The sequence below is a fragment of the Streptococcus canis genome (assembly GCF_900636575.1).
GTDB classification, from domain to species: Bacteria; Bacillota; Bacilli; order Lactobacillales; family Streptococcaceae; genus Streptococcus; species Streptococcus canis.
The window spans coordinates 272,709-292,583 of record NZ_LR134293.1 but is presented as its reverse complement, the minus strand read 5'-3'; the positions used below and the strand labels follow the sequence as shown (position 1 = coordinate 292,583).

20 protein-coding genes and 1 pseudogene are annotated in these 19,875 nt (G+C 39.7%); 20 read left to right on the top strand and 1 reads right to left on the bottom strand.

Annotation, left to right across the window (positions count from 1 at the left end; genetic code table 11):
• Positions 1 to 206: 206 nt before the first annotated feature.
• From EL097_RS10540 to EL097_RS01480, 3 genes are all read left to right on the top strand, one after another.
• The gene (locus EL097_RS10540) at positions 207 to 512 is read left to right on the top strand and encodes a 4a-hydroxytetrahydrobiopterin dehydratase (protein ID WP_159305819.1); all 306 of its coding nucleotides are present in this window, start codon (positions 207 to 209) and stop codon (positions 510 to 512) included.
• 97 nt (positions 513 to 609) lie between these two features.
• The gene (locus EL097_RS01485) at positions 610 to 2,574 is read left to right on the top strand and encodes a hypothetical protein (RefSeq protein WP_003046462.1); all 1,965 of its coding nucleotides are present in this window, start codon (positions 610 to 612) and stop codon (positions 2,572 to 2,574) included.
• A gap of 5 nt (positions 2,575 to 2,579) precedes the next feature.
• Positions 2,580 to 3,218 (top strand): ABC transporter ATP-binding protein, encoded by a 639-nt coding sequence (locus tag EL097_RS01480; protein WP_003046465.1) that lies wholly within the window; start codon positions 2,580 to 2,582, stop codon positions 3,216 to 3,218.
• A gap of 111 nt (positions 3,219 to 3,329) precedes the next feature.
• Here EL097_RS01480 and EL097_RS10800 read toward each other — a convergent pair.
• A pseudogene (locus tag EL097_RS10800) lies at positions 3,330 to 3,964 on the bottom strand (transposase); the annotation flags it as partial.
• Positions 3,965 to 4,631: 667 nt separating this feature from the next.
• Here EL097_RS10800 and EL097_RS01470 point away from each other — a divergent pair.
• From EL097_RS01470 to EL097_RS01390, 17 genes are all read left to right on the top strand, one after another.
• Positions 4,632 to 6,680: a BglG family transcription antiterminator gene (locus EL097_RS01470; protein ID WP_003046470.1), complete on the top strand. Its 2,049-nt coding sequence runs from the start codon at positions 4,632 to 4,634 to the stop codon at positions 6,678 to 6,680.
• 4 nt (positions 6,681 to 6,684) lie between these two features.
• Positions 6,685 to 6,969, top strand: coding sequence for a PTS sugar transporter subunit IIB (locus tag EL097_RS01465; RefSeq protein WP_002982644.1), 285 nt, complete (start codon positions 6,685 to 6,687; stop codon positions 6,967 to 6,969).
• Positions 6,970 to 6,994: 25 nt separating this feature from the next.
• Positions 6,995 to 8,374: a PTS ascorbate transporter subunit IIC gene (locus tag EL097_RS01460; protein ID WP_093999081.1), complete on the top strand. Its 1,380-nt coding sequence runs from the start codon at positions 6,995 to 6,997 to the stop codon at positions 8,372 to 8,374.
• Positions 8,375 to 8,386: 12 nt separating this feature from the next.
• Complete coding sequence (locus EL097_RS01455; protein WP_003046477.1) at positions 8,387 to 9,115, top strand: transaldolase; 729 nt, start codon at positions 8,387 to 8,389, stop codon at positions 9,113 to 9,115.
• A 279-nt stretch (positions 9,116 to 9,394) separates the two neighbouring features.
• A complete protein-coding gene (pnp, locus tag EL097_RS01450; protein WP_003046479.1) occupies positions 9,395 to 11,527 on the top strand; it encodes a polyribonucleotide nucleotidyltransferase in 2,133 nt (710 codons plus the stop codon).
• Positions 11,520 to 12,272: an SseB family protein gene (locus tag EL097_RS01445; RefSeq protein ID WP_003046481.1), complete on the top strand. Its 753-nt coding sequence runs from the start codon at positions 11,520 to 11,522 to the stop codon at positions 12,270 to 12,272. Before pnp ends, EL097_RS01445 begins: the two co-directional genes overlap by 8 nt.
• Before the next feature lie 8 nt (positions 12,273 to 12,280).
• Positions 12,281 to 12,865: a serine O-acetyltransferase gene (gene cysE, locus EL097_RS01440; protein ID WP_003046484.1), complete on the top strand. Its 585-nt coding sequence runs from the start codon at positions 12,281 to 12,283 to the stop codon at positions 12,863 to 12,865.
• Between the two features lie 242 nt (positions 12,866 to 13,107).
• On the top strand, positions 13,108 to 13,338 hold the full coding sequence (locus EL097_RS01435) for a hypothetical protein (RefSeq protein WP_003046485.1): 231 nt from the start codon (positions 13,108 to 13,110) through the stop codon (positions 13,336 to 13,338).
• A gap of 27 nt (positions 13,339 to 13,365) precedes the next feature.
• Positions 13,366 to 14,709: a cysteine--tRNA ligase gene (gene cysS / locus EL097_RS01430; protein ID WP_003046487.1), complete on the top strand. Its 1,344-nt coding sequence runs from the start codon at positions 13,366 to 13,368 to the stop codon at positions 14,707 to 14,709.
• Positions 14,702 to 15,103 carry a Mini-ribonuclease 3 gene (locus tag EL097_RS01425; protein WP_003046489.1) on the top strand — a complete coding sequence of 134 codons (402 nt, stop codon included), beginning with the start codon at positions 14,702 to 14,704 and terminating at the stop codon, positions 15,101 to 15,103. The genes cysS and EL097_RS01425 overlap by 8 nt, the downstream gene beginning before the upstream one ends.
• Before the next feature lie 117 nt (positions 15,104 to 15,220).
• Positions 15,221 to 15,385, top strand: a complete 165-nt coding sequence (locus EL097_RS10535; RefSeq protein WP_003046491.1) for a hypothetical protein — start codon at positions 15,221 to 15,223, stop codon at positions 15,383 to 15,385.
• Positions 15,386 to 15,664: 279 nt separating this feature from the next.
• Positions 15,665 to 16,465: a hypothetical protein gene (locus EL097_RS01415; protein WP_003046497.1), complete on the top strand. Its 801-nt coding sequence runs from the start codon at positions 15,665 to 15,667 to the stop codon at positions 16,463 to 16,465.
• Positions 16,466 to 16,512: 47 nt separating this feature from the next.
• Positions 16,513 to 17,259: a 23S rRNA (guanosine(2251)-2'-O)-methyltransferase RlmB gene (rlmB, locus tag EL097_RS01410; protein ID WP_003046501.1), complete on the top strand. Its 747-nt coding sequence runs from the start codon at positions 16,513 to 16,515 to the stop codon at positions 17,257 to 17,259.
• A gap of 3 nt (positions 17,260 to 17,262) precedes the next feature.
• A complete protein-coding gene (locus tag EL097_RS01405) occupies positions 17,263 to 17,781 on the top strand; it encodes an NYN domain-containing protein (protein WP_003046503.1) in 519 nt (172 codons plus the stop codon).
• Between the two features lie 99 nt (positions 17,782 to 17,880).
• A complete protein-coding gene (locus tag EL097_RS01400) occupies positions 17,881 to 18,741 on the top strand; it encodes a DegV family protein (protein ID WP_003046505.1) in 861 nt (286 codons plus the stop codon).
• A gap of 136 nt (positions 18,742 to 18,877) precedes the next feature.
• Positions 18,878 to 19,576, top strand: coding sequence for a hypothetical protein (locus tag EL097_RS01395; protein ID WP_003046508.1), 699 nt, complete (start codon positions 18,878 to 18,880; stop codon positions 19,574 to 19,576).
• Positions 19,573 to 19,779 (top strand): helix-turn-helix transcriptional regulator, encoded by a 207-nt coding sequence (locus tag EL097_RS01390; RefSeq protein ID WP_003046511.1) that lies wholly within the window; start codon positions 19,573 to 19,575, stop codon positions 19,777 to 19,779. Before EL097_RS01395 ends, EL097_RS01390 begins: the two co-directional genes overlap by 4 nt.
• Positions 19,780 to 19,875: the final 96 nt, after the last annotated feature.

Genomic DNA, 19,875 nt, shown 5'->3' with positions numbered 1-19,875 from the left:
AGTTGAAATAAAAAACAACAAATCACTCATTTTACTGAAATGTTATTTACATTTTAAAATAATAATTATATAATTGTTATATAATATAAATATAAAACCTTCACCCATAAAATAGTTTCAATTGTTACTTTTTACCCTAAGAGAGGAGGTAAATTTTTGAAGTGGTAAAACGAATGTAACATTAAATAGATATTGCTTTATATGTTTTGAAAGGAATTTTTTTATGGCAAAAAAAAAGACTGTTTCATGTTTTAGTTATTGCTTTGCTACCACTTAGCATGGGAGTATCTGCTTTAACATATGGATTTTCTGGTGGAGTAACAGGGCATCTTTGGTCTGGTGAGGTTTGGGCACGTTGGACAAGCAAAAATGATCCTAAGATTAATAATAATGTTGTCGTATATGCTTCTGGAAGCCACGTTACAAAGGCATATGCTAACAGATGGGCGAGTGCATACACTTCTACAGGAAGGAAACCTTCTGGCAATCGAGCTTATTGGGAATATTACTAAGCTATATGTCTTTCATTGAAAAAATTATATCCTGAAAAAGCGAATTGTGGTGTTAAGGTTTTACCTTAACACCATTTTTTAGATTATGAGGAGAAGCATGAAAAAAATATACACCATTGTTTTATTATCATTCTTGGCGATGTTTTTCTTTTACATGAATCAACTGATAAGAGAAAGCCATCATTTATCTTTGCCAGGGGCAAGGGCTAGCATTGAGGTGGTTGATTGGGATAAGAAATATTCGACCATACAAATCTATAAAACCTTAGAACAATTTACAAAAGAAAATAAAATTGGTATCTATAAAGTATCTTTTGGGACCTCTGTTGTAGGCAAATCTGAGAAGACCATTTTTACCTTCCCGTCTCAGCAATCTAAAAAGCTTAAGGAGGAGTTGCCTAAGGAGCATATTATAGGAAGTGATAAACTCAGCATTGAGAACCCAGTAGGAAGTTACTACCTACTAGGAGCTATCCCTGAGAAGTTGGTCCAGAAGTTTCATAATTTAGGCTTGAAGACTGCTGTGGAGACAAACTTTCTCAAACAGTTTTTTCTTCAGTTTCTTTCTGGAGAACTAGCATATGTTCTCGTTTTTCTAATTTTTATTTTATTTATAGTTGATTTATTTGTTTATTTTTCCGAATCAAAAAAAATCGGCATTTTTCGCTTGCATGGTGAAAACGCTTATCAATTAGTCTGTAAGTCAATAAGGATCGATTTACTAGCTTTAGGATTTTTCATCATATCATGCTTTAATTTACCGAGAGAATGGATGGTCTTTGCTATCCAAACTTTTTTCATACTTTTATTTTTACTAATAAGTCACCTAATAGCTTTATCTGTTTCTATCAGATTATCTAGTATAGTAGAACAAATAAAATCAAAGAAGCCTTTTAAAAAGTTGGTAGTATTAAATATTCTAATCAAAGTTATATTGGTTGTTTTTTGCTCAGCAACTTTGCTATATGGAATAAAGGATTTAATTTCTCAAAGAGAATTGGAGAAGAACCTGATGCATTGGGAAACTCTTCCGAATGTTGCTCGACTATACTTTAGTAGTAATACTAGATTAATTCCGGGACAATTTGATGAGCAAAAAGAAAAGAATGAACGTGATCAAAAATCTCGAAAAGTTATCTATGATTTACTGACATTGGCAGAAGAAGAAGGTGGGATTTTGGCAGAAAGCTATAGCTTACGTGAATATAAGATAGCAGGTAAGACTGTTCCTGGTCATAACTATATGGTTGTCAATCATCATTTTTTGGAGCATGTTCCTGTATTAGCTAATCAGGGACAAAAAATAGGAAATTTAGCTCCAAACATGTTTCATCTCATTATTCCTGAAAATCTCAAAAACTATGACGAACAAATTAAGGCAATGATTATGGAAGTTATCGCTTTTCATAAAGATGTAAAGTCTCCTTTAGAAAGTTTACAATCATACCCAATCAATATCATCTATTCAAAAAAGGAGCAAAAAGTATTTAATTATAATACAATCAATTTTCATGATACAACGTCTTTTAATCCTGTCATTTTAGTAGCTAAACCGACACTTTTTGGAGAAAAATCTGACTTTTTGGTGGCAGATGTTTCTCAAGGAAATTATTTATTTAATAATCCTCTTTCAGTTGCAACATATATTAAGGATCATGGTCTAGTGGAAGATTTTGCAGGATTAACTTCAGGTAGAGAGTTAGCGCTTAGAGAGTTAAACATCATAAGATCACGAATTTCTTTAAAAGTTCTTAGCATGATTACTAGTATCTTAGCCTTTATCATTATTAACTACTTTTTGCTGATGACTTATATAGAAAGTCAACGGAAAAAAATAGTTGTTTGGCTGATATTTGGGAAATCATTTTGGGAACGACATGGTCTCTTTTTGTTAAGTATGATTGGTTTAACCTTATTAGCCTTTACAGTTGTCTTTCTACTTCAGTTAACTACTTTTCCAATAATTTTAGGCTTGATGACTTTAGATGCTTTCATTTATACAGCTTTATTACTAATGTGTGAAAATAAAGAATGTTTGGCAACTATTAAGAAAGGAAACTGACTAATTTGAATGCAATAGAAGTAAAAAATATCTCTAAACACTATCCAGATAAAGTTATTTTTAGTCAATTAACTTTTCATGTTGAAGAAGGTGAGATGGTTGCTATTATAGGAGACAGTGGTGTCGGAAAAACGACATTGTTGAATTGCTTGGGGCAATTGGAAAAAATTGATTCAGGACAAATTTTTATTCAGGGTTCTCTCAGTAATTATCGTCATAGAAAGTATTATTTTAAATCCGTATTTGGATTTTTATTTCAAAATTTTGCATTAATTGATAATGAATCCGTATATGAAAACTTGAATTTCATCACAAAAGATAAGAAGCAAATAAAAAAATATCTAGAAGAATTTGGACTTGGAAAAGACTATCTAAACAAAAAAGTTTATCAGCTCAGCGGGGGAGAGCAACAACGTGTGGCTTTGATAAGAGTATTGTTGAAGAAGCCACAAATCGTTTTTGCAGATGAGCCAACAGCCTCGCTAGATGACGAAAATAGTCAATTTGTAATGAGGACTCTGCGGAGCCTCAAAAATAAAGGAGTTACAGTAATTGTGGTCACTCACGATAAAGGACTTTTACCTTATTTTGATAAGGTGATAGAGCTGAAGTCTGATAAGGGTCATGAAATAACATTATGTTAATAGATTATTTATAGGTAGTGGTTATTGTTATGTTTGATTCTCAGTAACAAGTGACAGAGCGTCTTAGAATTCAGGCTCATTGTCAACTGTAGTAGGTGACTGAACCCTGTCAGACATGTCAAAGGGAACGACTTTTACGCTGTTTCGAGTTTCTTTAGAATATCTGAAGAAGTGGTTACGGATGGTAGCTTGGCGTCTGTTATCAAGAATAGAGATAATTTTATTGGTCTCAAAATTCTGTGCAATAAAGGCGAGTTTGCCTTTCTGATAAGCAAATTTATCGATGGAGAGTCCCTCAGGGAGTCTAGAAAAGACCTCCTTAAAAGCGAACTGCTTGAGCTTACGATGGATAGTTGTCGATGAAATAACCAATTCTTGAGCAATGTGACTGAGAGCTAGATGGTTGATGAGTTTCCGTGTGCTTTTTACGCTAAGAGGCTCAGAAATTTGGCAATTTTTCTGTACACATTGGTTTCAGCGATAGTAGCCTTACGACAGCTTTTGCACTGAAAACGTCGCTTTTTAAGCCTGATAAGGCTAGGAATACTATTGATTTTAAGGGGGGCTTTTGGATATCTTCTGGAAGTCGTATTTGATTTATTTTCCATGACAGAGCTGACACAGCTTAGGTGAATAATCAATTCTATCCCAGATCTCAATGTGTGTCTTATTCTGAAAAACTTTGTCTAAAGAGATATTTTGTCTTTAATTCCGACTAATTCTGTAGGATGATACAGTTGTCCCATATGATGCTTTCTAATGAGTTGTTTAACGCTTTTCATTGTAAGTCATATGGGATTTTATAAGCAATCAAAAAGCCCTATAATATCCACAGTGGATTGACCTACTACAGAAATTACTGAACCAGAAAGGTTAAATTGAATCAAGAATGTCAGTTTAAGAATGAGTTGACTTTTTCTGATATTTTCGTTAGCTACGATAAGGTAATCCCAAGATTAACCGAGTGGGAGAGACCCTACAACGCTTTTTTCAGAGAACGATTCTTTTCCCTGAAAAGAGCTAGTCTGTCCTTTAGCTAAGTTCATGATAGCACTTAGCGTGTTGAATCAGACGTTAGTTAGATTTAACTAAGGAGAGGGGCAGTGGGCTTTTAATTATTGAATTTAGCCTACACACTTAGCTAAAATGGGTTAAGGCTGTTTTTATTAGCAGTTGGTGATTTTATCTAACAACAAAAGGTATCTCAGTGATGAGGTGTCTTTTTTGTGTTATGAAGAAAAAGGGAATCATTTCTCAGATTAGCTTCCTTTTTGCCTCCTTTTGAGGAACTTGTTACAATGAAATCACCTATTGAATCCAATTGCAGTCAAAAATGACGTGAGACAATTGGACTCAATTTATCTTGAAAATGAAAACGCTTCATTTTATACTGACATTATAGGAGGAGATGACATGCTATCTCATGAGCTTATCAGAAAATATCAACTCTTTTCTAAATACAAAGGGCATTCACTAGAGGCATTTGAATCCATTTTAAAGGTAAGCAAACGTCATATTTTGTCGGATATTGCTAAAATCAATGACAGTTTAGCGGTCTATCAGCTTCCTCTTATTGTTCTGGACAGGCAGCTGGTTTACCCACCCAACCTCACTGAGCAGGAGTTATTAGATTGCATGTTGCCGACCTTGGATGACTATCTTTTTCAAAATGAACGTCCTGATATGCTGATTATTTATCTCATGATGGCACAAGAATTTATTTCGATCAATCATCTGGAAAGCTTGTTACGGCTAAGTAGAAATTCAGTCATTGCCGATTTAAACCTAGTGCGTGAGCGGGTGCAAGCCTTTCAGGTAACCTTAACTTACAATCGGCAGGAGGGCTATTTTTTTGAAGGAGAACCGTTAGCCCTGCGGCGTCTCTTAGAATCGACGGTTAGTTCTCTTTTGCAATTAACATCAGGACCTTGGGTATTCAGCTATTTATTACATGAGCTTGGTTTGCCCAATCAGACGAAGGTGATGGCAAATAGTCTGGAGGAGCTGAGCAGGGAGAATCGACTCAGTTTCATTTCAGAAAAGTTAAGGGATTTAATTTATTTTTTCTGCCTGTTAGCCTGTCAACCATTTTCCCATGAGGTAAGGAATGAAACAGTGGATGCTTTTCTGTTAAGTTCGCCAGCTGTTGAAACCATGGTTGATCAGTTATTGGCTGCTTTTCCGAATCTGGCAAAGGAAAAAGATGTGGTCATGTCTCGGCTGCTAGGGTGTGTCCAAGGAGATTTAGAACGAGTCTTTCAGCAACCTATTTACGACATTATGGAGGAGATCATCAATTCGGTGACAGTTAATACGGGGTTGTCCATCACTGATACACCCGAACTTCGTCAGAACTTATACAGTCATCTTTTGCCAGCTTATTACCGTCTTTATTATGGTATTGACTTGATCAATCCGTTAAAAGACCAAATCAAACAAGATTACGAATCCCTCTTTTACTTGGTCAAGCGCAGCCTTTCTCCGCTAGAAAAACGGTTGGGAAAAGTTATCAATGAAGATGAGGTTGCTTATTTTACCATTCATTTTGGGAGATGGTTGCAGGCTCCGAAGAAAAGGAAAAGCAATCAGCTGGTAGCTTTGTCTGTTTGCCCTAATGGCATTAGTTCGTCCTTGATGTTGGAGGCAACATTGAAAGAGCTCTTTCCACAATTACAATTTATTACCGTTCATCAGTTGGATAATATCAAGCTGCTGGATCCAGACTCATTTGACTTGATTTTTTCAACAGTAGCCTTTGATTGTGCCAAACCTGTGTATGTGACGCAGGCTCTGATGGGGTCTGTGGAACAGATGATGTTGAAAAAAATGGTCTGTGACGACTTTCATCTTCCTCTGACAGAGCAGTTTGCCTTGGATGAACTGGTGACTATTATTAACAAATATGCCACCATCACTAATAAAGAAGGACTTGTTAGTGACTTGTCACGTTACTTGATTGGTAACCATTTAACGATTGAAAAAGGAGGTCTAGGACTATTGGACTTGTTAACAAAAGATTTTATTAGGCAGGCTGATGCTGTTTCGGATTGGCAAGAAGCCATTCGTTTGGCTGCCCAGCCTTTATTAGAACACCAGATGATTGAAACATCTTATATTGCTGGTATGATTGACTCGGTCAATGAGCTTGGGGCTTATATTGTTTTGGCTCCCAAGGTAGCCGTTCCGCATGCGGCACCTGAAAAAGGAGCGCGACAGTTAGGCGTGTCTCTCTTACAACTGAAAGAACCTGTCAGCTTTGACTTGAAGCAAGAAGGCGATCCAGATAAGCAGGTGCAGTTGATTTTTGTTTTGGCTGCTGTGGATTCTAGTTCACATTTGAAAGCTTTGCAGGAACTCTCATTGGTTTTAGATGATGATGAGTATATTGACCAACTCATTCAGGCTGAAGATTCTGATAGCATGCTGGATCTTATTAGTCATATTATTGAAAAAGGAGATTAAACACATGATTAAAATTGTAACGGTTTGTGGAAATGGTATTGGTAGTAGCTTGTTGCTTCGCATGAAAGTCGAAGCTATTGCATCTAGTCTAGGCATTGATGTGGATGCGGAATCCTGTGATTCCAATGCGGCTGTTGGAAAGGGTGCAGATTTATTTGTCACCGTCAAAGAATTTAAAGATATTTTTCCAGAGGATGCCAAAGTTTGTATCGTTAAAAGCTATACTAATCGTAAAAAAATTGAAGAAGATTTGGTTCCAGTTCTCAAAGAAATGAGTGGCAAGGAATAACCCCTAAAGGAGATAGGTAGATACTATGGAAGCACTATTATCATTTATTCGTGACATTTTAAAAGAGCCTGCATTTTTAATGGGGTTGATTGCCTTTGCAGGTTTAGTCGCTTTGAAAACACCTGCTCATAAGGTGTTGACAGGGACCTTAGGACCAATTTTAGGTTACCTCATGCTCTCCGCAGGGGCAGGTGTCATCGTTGCCAATTTGGATCCACTTGCCAAACTCATTGAGCACGGTTTTAGCATCACTGGCGTAGTGCCAAATAACGAAGCGGTTACCTCTGTTGCTCAAAAAATTTTGGGTGTGGAAACCATGTCTATCTTGGTGGTTGGTCTATTGCTCAATTTGACCTTTGCTCGATTTACCCGCTTCAAATACATTTTCTTAACAGGACATCATAGTTTCTTTATGGCTTGTCTTTTGTCTGCCGTGCTTGGAGCAGTTGGTTTTAAAGGGACTCTTTTGATTATCTTAGGTGGGTTCCTCTTGGGGGCTTGGTCAGCTATTTCACCAGCTATTGGTCAAAAATACACCTTGAAAGTGACTGATGGCGATGAGATTGCTATGGGGCACTTTGGTAGCCTAGGTTATTACCTTTCTGCCTGGGTTGGTAGCAAGGTTGGTAAAGGCAGTAAGGATACGGAAGACCTTCAGATTTCTGAAAAATGGAGTTTCTTGCGTAACACGACCATTTCAACAGGACTTATTATGGTTATTTTCTATTTAGTTGCCACAGTGGCTTCTGTTTTGAGAGATGCTTCAGTAGCAGAACAATTAGCAGCAGGACAAAATCCATTTATCTTTGCGATTAAGAGTGGGCTTACTTTCGCTGTTGGTGTTGCAATTGTCTATGCTGGTGTTCGCATGATTTTGGCTGACTTGATTCCAGCCTTCCAAGGCATTGCTAACAAATTAATTCCAAATGCTATTCCAGCCGTGGACTGCGCGGTCTTCTTTCCTTATGCACCAACCGCTGTTATCATCGGTTTTGCCGCAAGTTTCGTTGGTGGCTTACTTGGGATGTTGATTTTAGGGGTTGCGGGCGGTGTCCTGATTATCCCAGGTATGGTACCTCATTTCTTCTGTGGTGCGACAGCAGGGATTTTTGGAAATTCAACAGGCGGTCGCCGCGGTGCGATGATTGGTGCCTTTGCAAATGGCTTATTACTTGCCTTCTTGCCAGCTATGCTTCTACCAGTGCTTGGTAAACTTGGCTTTTCAAATACCACCTTTGGAGATGTGGACTTTGGGGTTTTAGGAATTTTGCTAGGCCGCCTTGGAACGTCTATTGGTGAAGTCGGTATTTACTTGGTGGTTGCGGTGCTAGCTGTTGTTCTTGTCCTACCAAGTTTTCTTTCAAAATCTCAAGAAGCCATTAATAATATTTCAGAAGAAGCCTAAAAGGAGGGTATTATGACAAAAAAACTAAACATTAAAGTCTTTTCAGACGGTGCAGTCTTAGAGACCATGTTAAAGGATTTGCAAACAGGTTTGGTCACAGGCTTTACAACCAATCCAAGTTTGATGAAAAAAGCAGGCATCACTTCTTATATTGGCTTTGCCAAAGAAGTGCTTGCCAAGATTACAGACTACCCAGTCTCCTTTGAAGTCTTTGCAGATGACCTCGCAAGCATGGAAAAGGAAGCTGAGAAAATTGCTAGTCTAGGTGACAACGTCTACGTGAAAATTCCAGTGACTACTTCAACAGGGGAATCAACCTGTCCCCTCATTCAAAAGTTGTCAGCCCAAGGCATCAAGTTAAATGTCACAGCCATTTTTACAATTGAGCAAACCCAAGCTGTGGTTAATCATTTAACCACAGGAGTACCAGCTATTGTGTCTGTTTTTGCTGGCCGTATTGCAGATACTGGTGTGGACCCAATGCCAATCATGGAAGAAGCCTTGCACATTTGTCGTCAAAAAGAAGGGGTCGAATTGTTGTGGGCTAGTCCACGGGAAACTTATAATATCTATCAAGCTGATCAGCTGGGTGTTGACATTATCACCTGTACCAGTGACTTGATTGCCAAGTTGCCTCTTCAAGGAAAAGATTTAGAAGACTATTCCCTTGAAACGGTCCAAATGTTTCTGAAAGATAGTACCAGTCTTGGTTTTAAAATTTTAGAAGACGACACTTATTAATGTTAGGAGACGAAAGCAGGCCTACCAACCTGCTTTTTTGCTTTGTTAAAGAGTATAAGTTTCGTTTAATATTTTTCAAGGACAGTTGAAGAGATTACAATATGACAGTGAAATTTCTGCTATTTTATGGTAAAATGTAGCAGATACGTCGTTTGATACAAAGAGGAGCTTGTGACAAGCGTGGCAGGTTGCTTTTTGTAGCAAAACAACGTATAACGATTGAATTTAAGCAGAAGTCAATTACCTATATTGACCCTCTGAAAATTAAAAGGAGAATATATGTCAAAACAAACCTTTACAACAACATTTGCAGGAAAACCTCTTGTTGTTGAAGTTGGCCAAGTCGCTAAACAAGCCAACGGTGCAACTGTTGTTCGTTATGGCGAATCAACCGTCCTTACCGCAGCTGTCATGTCAAAAAAAATGGCAACTGGTGACTTCTTCCCTCTTCAAGTCAATTATGAAGAAAAAATGTATGCCGCTGGTAAATTCCCGGGAGGTTTCATGAAGCGTGAAGGACGTCCTTCAACAGATGCGACCCTAACAGCTCGTTTGATTGACCGCCCGATTCGTCCAATGTTTGCCGAAGGCTTCCGTAATGAAGTACAAGTGATTAACACGGTTCTTTCTTATGACGAAAATGCTAGCGCTCCTATGGCAGCGATGTTTGGCTCATCTCTTGCTTTGTCAATCTCAGATATTCCATTTAATGGACCGATTGCAGGTGTTCAAGTTGGCTATATTGATGGCGAGTTCATTATTAACCCAGATAAAGAACAGATGGAAGCGTCGCTCTTAGAATTAACCGTTGCTGGTAGTAAAGAAGCCATCAACATGGTTGAGTCTGGCGCCAGAGAATTATCAGAGGACATCATGCTTGAAGCCCTCTTAAAAGGTCACCAAGCTATTCAAGAATTAATTGCCTTCCAAGAACAAATCGTAGCAGCTGTTGGTAAAGAAAAAGCCGAAGTTGAACTGTTACAGGTTGATGCAGACTTACAAGCGGATATTGTCGCTAAATACAATGCTCAGTTGCAAAAAGCTGTTCAAGTTGAAGAGAAAAAAGCGCGTGAAGCAGCCACAGAAGCTGTTAAAGAAATGGTTAAGACTGAGTACGAAGAGCGCTATGCAGAGGACGAAAACCTAGCAACCATTATGCGTGATGTGGTAGAAATCCTTGAGCAAATGGAACACGCTGAGGTGCGCCGTCTAATCACAGAAGACAAGATTCGTCCTGACGGCCGTAAGATTGACGAAATTCGTCCGCTTGATGCCGTGGTTGATTTCTTGCCAAAAGTCCACGGATCAGGTCTCTTTACACGTGGTCAAACTCAGGCACTATCAGTTTTGACTTTGGCACCAATGGGAGAAACCCAAATCATTGATGGTCTTGCTCCAGAGTACAAAAAACGCTTTTTACACCACTACAATTTCCCACAATATTCAGTTGGTGAAACTGGCCGCTATGGAGCCGCAGGTCGTCGTGAAATTGGACACGGTGCTCTCGGAGAACGCGCCCTCGAACAAGTCTTACCAAGTTTAGAAGAGTTTCCTTATGCCATTCGGTTAGTTGCCGAAGTTTTAGAATCTAACGGTTCTTCATCACAGGCTTCAATTTGTGCCGGTACCCTTGCCCTTATGGCTGGAGGTGTGCCAATCAAGGCTCCTGTGGCGGGGATTGCCATGGGTCTGATTTCCGATGGGACAAATTATACTGTCTTGACTGATATTCAAGGTCTTGAAGACCATTTTGGAGATATGGACTTTAAGGTGGCTGGAACTCGTGAAGGGATTACAGCCCTTCAAATGGATATTAAGATCGCAGGAATAACCCCTCAAATCTTAGAAGAAGCTCTTGCGCAAGCTAAAAAAGCTCGCTTTGAAATTCTTGATGTGATTGAAGCAACTATCGCGGAACCACGTCCAGAATTAGCCCCAACTGCACCAAAAATTGATACCATCAAGATTGATGTGGATAAAATCAAAGTGGTCATTGGTAAAGGTGGTGAAACCATTGATAAGATTATTGCTGAAACGGGTGTCAAGATTGATATTGATGACGAAGGAAATGTTTCTATCTACTCAAGTGACCAAGATGCCATTAACCGCACTAAAGAAATTATTGTAGGCCTTGTTCGCGAAGCCAAAGTGGGTGAAATTTACCATGCCAAAGTTGTTCGTATTGAAAAATTCGGTGCCTTTGTCAACCTCTTTGACAAGACAGATGCCCTAGTACATATTTCAGAGATTGCTTGGACGAGAACAGCCAATGTGTCAGATATTCTTGAAGTAGGTGAAGAAGTTGATGTCAAAGTCATTAAAATTGATGAGAAAGGCCGTGTAGATGCCTCAATGAAAGCTTTGATTCCACGCCCGTCAAAACCAGAGAAAAAAGAAGAAAACCATGACTAAACTCAATGAATTAGATGTTCGTTTAAGGGCTTTTATCAATGCGCCCGATAATTTTTTGGATAGCGTTGCTCTTGTTAACGCTTTCCACAATTTTCCTGTCTGGGCGGCTAAAGACCCCTATGTGATAGAAATTGAAGGGGTTAAAGTGACTCCTGTTTTTACCGACAAGGAAGATATGGCTCTCTTCAAGGAAGAACAAAAGAGTGCCCAAAGCCATTATTGGTTGGAGCGTTCAGCCCTTGCGGTGCTAGAAGAAGTTATTACAGCTGGCGCAGCAGGTCTTGTCTTTAACCTCAAGAAAAAGGGTGACTTTGGGAATTCTACTATTTTCAAAAGTAGTGACATGATTCAGTTTATGAATAACTATACCACTATTTTAAACACTCTTATGAGTGATGAGAATGTGACAGCTGACATCATGGACAAGGTTTACCTTGTTCCAGCCTTCGTTTACCCTAAAGACGATAGCCATTATGACCGCCTTTTCCCAACTATGTCAACGCCTGAAGGCAAGAGTTACGTTCCGGCATTTTCAAATCTTCAAAGTTTTGCGAAATGGTACAACCAAGATGATTTTGGTGGACTTTTCAGAAAAGCTGAAGGTGTGATTCTCACTTGGACAATTAATGATATTTATCAACCAAGAAATGGTGAGAACGAGCTTGATGAAACGTTCGGTGTCGCCATCAATCCTTTTGATGACCAACAAATTCTTGTTGACTGGTCAGAATTAGATAAGTCGTAGGAGTTAGTATGGGTTGGTGGAAAGAAAGTATAGCTATTGTTAAAGCTCTAGACCCAGCTGCTCGTAGTAGTCTTGAGGTTATCCTGACTTATCCAGGTATTAAAGCCTTAGCTGCTCATCGGCTATCTCATTTTTTGTGGCAACACCATTTTAAGATACTAGCCAGAATGCATAGCCAATTCTGGCGATTTTGGACACAGATTGAAATTCACCCTGGAGCACAAATTGCCCCTGGTGTTTTCATTGACCATGGTGCAGGCCTTGTCATTGGCGAGACCGCTATTATTGAAAAGGGCGTCATGCTTTATCACGGCGTGACTTTAGGTGGAACCGGGAAAGATCGTGGGAAACGCCATCCGACTGTTCGCCAAGGAGCCTTAATTTCTGCGCATGCCCAAGTCATTGGTCCTATTGAAATCGGAGCCAATGCCAAAGTGGGAGCGGCCGCAGTTGTCTTGACAGATGTTCCTGAAGATGTCACCGTAGTGGGGGTTCCAGCCAAAGTAGTTCGTGTCCATGGCCAAAAAGATAGCCTTCAAATCCAAAGTATACAAGAACAACGGGAAGCTTCTTACTACTCGTCAAAGTTATAGGTGAATAAAAAGGCGGGAATCTGATAACTTATATGAAAAAGAATTTTTTAGCTTGCTAATGTTATTGGCATGTCTTATCATCTTTTGAGATTCCTTGATGAGTGGGAATTGGGTTTGGCTAATGCGGGGATTTATTGTCACTGTCTGGAAGCTTTACAAAAATAGCAAAGAAGTCCGTTAAGCTTACTTAGCTGGACTGACCTTCACAGTTTGTGAAGGTTTTTCGTTAATAAAGGAGTGTCATGAAACAAATAAAAATAGGTATCTATGTCATCATTGGTTTATCTATACTTGTGGCCAGTATCACGCTAGTAGCAGGTCTAATCTTTTTGATGAGACAAGAAATGATCAAAGCGCTTATTTATCTTATTTTGACTGTATTTTGGTTAGTGGGACTTGTCATCAATATTAAGTTGTTGAAAAAGTGGAACAGCATGTCAGAAAAAGACTCAGGTCATCAAGATGACAACTAGTGACAGGCTATTGAATAAGGAGTTTACATGATTAAAATTTATGATACCATGACCCGTTCGCTCCGCGAGTTTGTGCCTTTGACTGAAAATACAGTCAACATGTACGTTTGTGGACCGACGGTCTATAATTATATTCATATTGGAAATGCCAGATCAGCGGTTGCATTTGATACAATCCGACGTTATTTTGAGTATGCTGGCTATCAGGTCAATTATGTTTCCAATTTTACCGATGTTGATGATAAAATCATCAAGGCAGCCGTACAAGCAGGGGTGTCTCCAAAAGAGTTGTCAGATCGCTTTATTGCAGCTTTTATAGAAGACACCAAGGCACTTGGTGTTAAGCCAGCCACACAAAATCCTCGTGTTATGGATTACATGGCTGAAATCATCTTATTTGTTGAGGCTCTTATTGAAAAAGACTTTGCTTACGAAGCAGCTGGCGATGTGTATTTTCGCGTGGAAAAGTCAGAGCATTATGCTCAGCTAGCTAATAAAACCTTATCAGAACTTGAAGTTGGAGCCAGTGGTCGGACAGATGCTGAGACAGCCTTGAAAGAAAATCCACTGGACTTTGCTCTTTGGAAATCAGCCAAGGCAGGCGAGGTTTCTTGGGATAGCCCTTGGGGAGCTGGCCGTCCAGGCTGGCATATTGAATGTTCTGTGATGGCTACTGAAATTCTTGGTGATACCATTGATATTCATGGTGGCGGAGCTGATTTGGAATTTCCTCATCACACCAATGAAATTGCTCAATCTGAGGCCAAAACAGGCAAGACTTTTGCCAACTATTGGATGCACAATGGGTTTGTCAATGTCGATAACGAAAAAATGTCCAAATCCCTAGGCAATTTTGTGACCGTTCATGACATGTTACAAACAGTTGATGGTCAGGTTTTACGCTTTTTCCTTGCGACACAACAGTACCGAAAGCCGATTAACTTTACTGAAAAGGCTATCCATGATGCCGAAGTCAATCTGAAGTATCTGAAAAATACCTTGCAACAACCGCTGACAGAAAAGGCAGATGAGCAAGAACTAAAACGCTTTGTGGCAGCTTTCCAGGTAGCTATGGATGATGACTTTAACACAGCAAATGGGATAACCGTCGTGTTTGACATGGCCAAGTGGATTAATTCTGGCTCCTATACAGAGCCTGTTAAAAGCGCCTTTGAGAAAATGTTAGCTGTTTTTGGAATCATCTTTGAAGAAGAGGTTCTTGAGGCTGATATTGAAACCTTAATTGCCAAGCGACAAGAGGCGCGTGCCAACCGTGACTTTGCCACTGCTGATGCCATTCGAGATCAACTCGCAGCTCAAGGCATTAAATTATTAGATACCAAAGATGGTGTGAGGTGGACGCGTGACTAATTCAGTTGATGTGAATTTGATTAATGGCATTGCCCTAGCCTTTGAGGGGGATGCGGTTTATTCCTACTATATTCGCCGCCATCTGATTTTTCAAGGCAAAACGAAACCTAGTCAACTACACCATTTAGCAACGAGATACGTTTCTGCTAAGGCGCAGGCCAACTTGATTCAGGCCATGTTAGAAGCGCAGCTATTGACCGAAAAAGAAGAAGACATTTACAGACGTGGTCGCAATACCAACAGCCATACCAAAGCCAAAAATGCAGATGTCGTTACTTATCGGATGTCAACAGGCTTTGAAGCAGTTATGGGCTATCTTGATATGACTGACCAACAGGCACGTTTAGAAGAATTGATCACGTGGTGTATCAATCATGTTGAAGCGAAAGCATAACAATGTTTGAGAGTTCTCCTAGGAGGCTCTCTTTCATTATTCTAAAGGCATCAGGAAATCACGAGTTGTCAGTAAGTCACCAGCACACTAATCATTATTACTGAAAAGGAGAAGAATATGCTAGCAACATTTTTAAAGCCAATAAGCGAAACCCTATCGACGGGGCTTGTGATGTTAATTGCTCTGGCAATGGCTGATGTTGCCTTAGGAATCTTAGGTCTGCTAGGATTTTTAGCCTTTCAAGTTCGCTCCATTTACTATCGTTTAGAAACTCTATCTTAACTATTCGTTTTTAAGGTGTGTTAGTGGGCAGCTTTCTGATACTTTTTATCATTCTTGTTTTAGAATATGCCCTTCAAAGCATGATTGATCATAAAGAAACCATTAAAGAATGGGTTGAAAAATAAATCGAAGTACCTTTATGGGTACTTTTTGACTATTTAAAGACATATTTGTAACATAATTGAAATATTTTTAACAAAAAAGACATAAAACTGTTGCAAAAATTTCCGAATAAATTATAATGAAAGAGTAAAAATGAAAAAAGAGGAGATCCTTATCATGACATCTATGAAAAAATCACTTACCTTATTCTCGGCAGCTTTGCTGATTAGTTCAGGTCTCTCTTTGAGCATGCCTAATGCTGTGCGTGCTGAAGATGGACAGACAGATAAGGTAACAGCAGAAACATCTGTTAGTCAGGTCAGCGTAGAGGCTACTATGCGTGGTACAGAACCTTATATTGATGCCACAATTGCAACCAGCCAACCTGTCAGTCATTCGGCCCAAGCGACTGTTATGCTTCAAGATGCCAATGGCAATACCATTACTAGTTGGGTTTATACGATGAACCCAGGGCAACGTCGCTTCACAGCTTGGTTTGATTTAAGTGGTCAAAAGAGCAATGATTATCGGGTTGCAGTTAGTGTTCAAGATAAGGAAACAGTGGCCAGCGGCCAATCAGCATCAGTTCACTTTGACCAGAGTAAAGCTAAAAAATCTCCAGCAAGCAATGAAAAAAAGCCCTCAACTGCTCAACAACCAAACCAAGTTAATACAACAACAGCAGTAGTTGGGAACTCTACAGCTGGTCGCCAACAATCAGACTCAACCAATCAGGTGTCAAGTACCAATGCTAATCAACACGTGACAACTTCAAAAGCGCTTGTTAAAAAGGCTAATGTTTCTAAAACGACTACAAGTAAAGAAGTGGCTGATGACAAAGACGATAAAATGTTAACAGACCGTGAAGACGATAAAGCAGAACCTAAAAAAGGCTTTCCATGGCTCTTATCAGGTTTAGTGGCAGTCGTTGCTTTGAGCTTGTTTCTTGTGATTCAGAAAGTCTCTAAACGAAAATAAGCAGACAGAATCATTTATTTGGAAGCATTCATGGTATAATAAGAACTATGAAAGATAAAGATACTATTGAACCAAATGACATTGTCTACGGTGTCCATGCTGTGACAGAAAGTCTCCAAGCCAATACAGGAAATAAACTCTATATCCAAGAAGATTTACGAGGGAAAAACGTTGATCACATCAAGTGTTTAGCCGCCGAGAAGAAAGTTTCCATTTCATGGACGCCTAAGAAAATCTTATCAGAAATGACAGAAGGAGCTGTTCACCAAGGGTTTGTCCTTAGAGTATCGGCCTTTGCTTATACCGAGTTGGATACGATTTTAGAAAAAGCAGAGCAAGAAGACAATCCTTTGATTTTGATTTTAGATGGTTTAACAGATCCTCACAATTTGGGATCCATTCTACGAACAGCTGACGCGACCAATGTGTGCGGAGTGATTATCCCTAAACACCGTGCCGTAGGTGTGACACCGGTAGTTGCGAAGACCTCAACAGGAGCTGTGGAGCATGTTCCAATTGCTCGTGTCACGAATCTTAGGCAGACATTGGATAAGTTGAAAGCAAAAGGATTCTGGACATTTGGCACAGGCATGAATGGAACACCATCTGACCGTTGGAATACTAGTGGAAAGTTAGCTTTGATTATTGGCAATGAGGGAAAAGGAATCTCTGCCAATATCAAAAAACAGGTGGACGAAATGATTACCATTCCGATGAATGGTCATGTTCAAAGCTTGAATGCTAGTGTGGCAGCAGCAATTTTGATGTACGAAGTTTTCCGAAATAGACCTTAAGCGATGAAAAAACGAATTCTCTTAGTTGACGGGTACAATATGATTGCCTTTTGGCAGTCCACTCGTCAATTATTTAAGACCAACCAGTTAGAACAGGCACGTAACACACTTTTAACAAAACTTAATCATTATGCCCATTTTGAGAATAGTGACATTATTTGTGTTTTTGATGCCCAGTATGTGCCAGGGTTAAGGCAGCGTTATGATCACTACAAAGTTTCCGTAGTGTTTACAGAAGAGGAAGAAACAGCAGATAGTTATATTGAGCGCACGGCTGCGGAACTAAACACGGCTATTCACTTAGTAGAAGTTGCAACCAGTGATCTCAATGAGCAGTGGACTATTTTTTCCCAAGGAGCTCTTCGCGTTACCGCCAAAGAATTAGAACAAAGGGTTAATACTGTCAAAGCTGATTTGGATAAAATGTCTCAAGCTATTGAGATGAAAACACCTAAGTTGAGACCTTTTGATCAAAGACAAATGGATCAATTGAAAGCGTTTATGACACATTTAGATGATTAATCAGTTTATACTCGCCAAGTGCGAGTTTTTTTGATAGAATAAGGCGATAATAATTTGATCATCAAACTAAATATAAACAAGTGACTAGGAGAGATGCTAATGACCTTTACTTTAATGACCGATTCTACAGCGGATTTGAATCCTGCTTGGGCAGACGACCATAATATTGCCCTCATGGGCTTAACCATTACGTGTGATGGGAAAGTTTATGAGACTGTTGGTCCTCATCGTCTTAGTAGTGAGCGCCTTTTAGAAAAAATGAAGGCAGGTAGTCAACCTCAAACCAGTCAGATTAATGTAGGGGAGTTTGAAAACGTTTTTCGAGAGCATGCCAAGCACAAGACCCCCCTTCTCTACTTAGCATTTTCATCTGTTCTCTCGGGAACCTATCAAAGTGCGGTGATGGCACGTGATATGGTATTAGAAGATTACCCCGATGCAGTGATTGAAATTATTGATACCTTGGCTGCCGCAGGAGGAGAGGGCTACCTCACCATTTTAGCGGCGGAAGCCAGAGACAGTGGCAAAACGATAAGTGAAACGAAATGTCTGATTGAAACTATCTTGCCCCGCTTGCGCACTTATTTCTTGGTCGATGACCTCTTTCATCTGGTGCGTGGTGGGCGTCTGTCAAAAAGTTCTGCTTTTTTTGGTAGTCTAGCTAGTATCAAACCTCTTCTGTGGATTGATGCCGAAGGGAAATTGGTGCCCATCGCAAAAATTCGGGGCCGTCAAAAAGCCATCAAAGAAATGGTGGCTCAAGTGGAAAAAGATATTGCCGATTCAACGGTTATTGTTTCTTATACTAGCGATCAGGATAGTGCCGAAAAGTTACGAGAACAGTTGCTGGCGCGTGAGAATATTAGTGACGTTCTCATGATGCCACTGGGGCCAGTTATCTCAGCTCACGTTGGTCCTAATACCTTGGCAGTTTTTGTTATTGGGCAGAAGTCCCGTTGATCCCTTATAAGGATTGAAGAGAAATTTTCAATCCTTTTTTGAATGGCTAAATCAGTCAGGTGTGTAAAGTATATTTGACAAAAAGACTAAAATAAGTTATTTGATGTCACATAAAACATCAAAGGAGAAATAAATCATGCTTGACAGCAAACAAAATCTCGTTAAGTCGCAACGGGGTTTCATTGTCATAACAGCAGTGATGGATCTAGTTGTGTTAGTAGCGACACTGCTGGCTAAAACCAGTTTTCAACGTTACTTATTTGGCGGCGCAGCCCTTGTATTGACTAGCCTTCTCATATTGTTGGTATGGGGACTAAAGACAGCGAAAAAGCTCCAAACTAGACTAGATAGCAAAGAAGTACTAGATCCTAAGGTAAGGGACTATCAGAAGCTGCCCAAATATGATGAACGCCAAAAACAGATTCTTCTCAAAGGATACACTATTGGGTTTTGGTTTATGATTGGGGTTGCCTGGCTGTCACTCTTTATTAGCCGATTCTCGGAGGGGCTGGTATCTGCAAGCTTCCTCTTTACGTTGGCTTTATGGGGAGGGGTGGCTGTTCAAACCACTTATTGTAACCTCAACGGGACTTCTCCATTTGTAGATGGACGCTTTGGAAAGCAAGGAACATTGATGGGGATGATAGCAACAGCGATGAGCTTGGTCATTATAGGATTGGCGGTAACAGAGATGATGGCACCGCCAATCAAAATGGAAAGCTTTTTCAAGGCAGGTGGTAGCGGATCTCTAATGGTGTTAGGAATAACGCTTCTTAGTATGGGAGCTAGTATTCTCTATCGTCATTATCTGGATGCTAAAGAGGCAGATGAATGAAGAACCTCAAATTAAAAGCAGCGCGTGCAGGCAAGGATTTGTCTCAACAAGCTCTAGTAGATTTAGTAGGTGTATCCCGACAAACCATTGCGGCTGTTGAAAAGGGAGATTACAACCCAACGATTAATCTTTGCATTGCCATTTGTCGTGTACTAGACAAGACTCTGGATGACCTCTTTTGGGAAGCTGATGATTGTCACTAATATTAGCAGAGCAGCTCTGCCATTCCCCCAAAAACGGAAAAAATAATCCAATAAAAATAGCTAAAGCACTTGACTAGAGCCTGTTAAGTTTGATAT

Excerpts from the sequence above, each read along its gene's own strand:
- EL097_RS01485 (WP_003046462.1), top strand. The coding sequence starts at position 610 with ATGAAAAAAATATACACCATTGTTTTATTATCATTCTTGGCGATGTTT.
- EL097_RS01470 (WP_003046470.1), top strand. The coding sequence starts at position 4,632 with ATGCTATCTCATGAGCTTATCAGAAAATATCAACTCTTTTCTAAATAC.
- EL097_RS01465 (WP_002982644.1), top strand. The coding sequence starts at position 6,685 with ATGATTAAAATTGTAACGGTTTGTGGAAATGGTATTGGTAGTAGCTTG.
- EL097_RS01460 (WP_093999081.1), top strand. The coding sequence starts at position 6,995 with ATGGAAGCACTATTATCATTTATTCGTGACATTTTAAAAGAGCCTGCA.
- EL097_RS01455 (WP_003046477.1), top strand. The coding sequence starts at position 8,387 with ATGACAAAAAAACTAAACATTAAAGTCTTTTCAGACGGTGCAGTCTTA.
- pnp (WP_003046479.1), top strand. The coding sequence starts at position 9,395 with ATGTCAAAACAAACCTTTACAACAACATTTGCAGGAAAACCTCTTGTT.
- EL097_RS01445 (WP_003046481.1), top strand. The coding sequence starts at position 11,520 with ATGACTAAACTCAATGAATTAGATGTTCGTTTAAGGGCTTTTATCAAT.
- cysE (WP_003046484.1), top strand. The coding sequence starts at position 12,281 with ATGGGTTGGTGGAAAGAAAGTATAGCTATTGTTAAAGCTCTAGACCCA.
- EL097_RS01435 (WP_003046485.1), top strand. The coding sequence starts at position 13,108 with ATGAAACAAATAAAAATAGGTATCTATGTCATCATTGGTTTATCTATA.
- cysS (WP_003046487.1), top strand. The coding sequence starts at position 13,366 with ATGATTAAAATTTATGATACCATGACCCGTTCGCTCCGCGAGTTTGTG.
- EL097_RS10535 (WP_003046491.1), top strand. The coding sequence starts at position 15,221 with ATGCTAGCAACATTTTTAAAGCCAATAAGCGAAACCCTATCGACGGGG.
- EL097_RS01415 (WP_003046497.1), top strand. The coding sequence starts at position 15,665 with ATGACATCTATGAAAAAATCACTTACCTTATTCTCGGCAGCTTTGCTG.
- rlmB (WP_003046501.1), top strand. The coding sequence starts at position 16,513 with ATGAAAGATAAAGATACTATTGAACCAAATGACATTGTCTACGGTGTC.
- EL097_RS01405 (WP_003046503.1), top strand. The coding sequence starts at position 17,263 with ATGAAAAAACGAATTCTCTTAGTTGACGGGTACAATATGATTGCCTTT.
- EL097_RS01400 (WP_003046505.1), top strand. The coding sequence starts at position 17,881 with ATGACCTTTACTTTAATGACCGATTCTACAGCGGATTTGAATCCTGCT.
- EL097_RS01395 (WP_003046508.1), top strand. The coding sequence starts at position 18,878 with ATGCTTGACAGCAAACAAAATCTCGTTAAGTCGCAACGGGGTTTCATT.
- EL097_RS01390 (WP_003046511.1), top strand. The coding sequence starts at position 19,573 with ATGAAGAACCTCAAATTAAAAGCAGCGCGTGCAGGCAAGGATTTGTCT.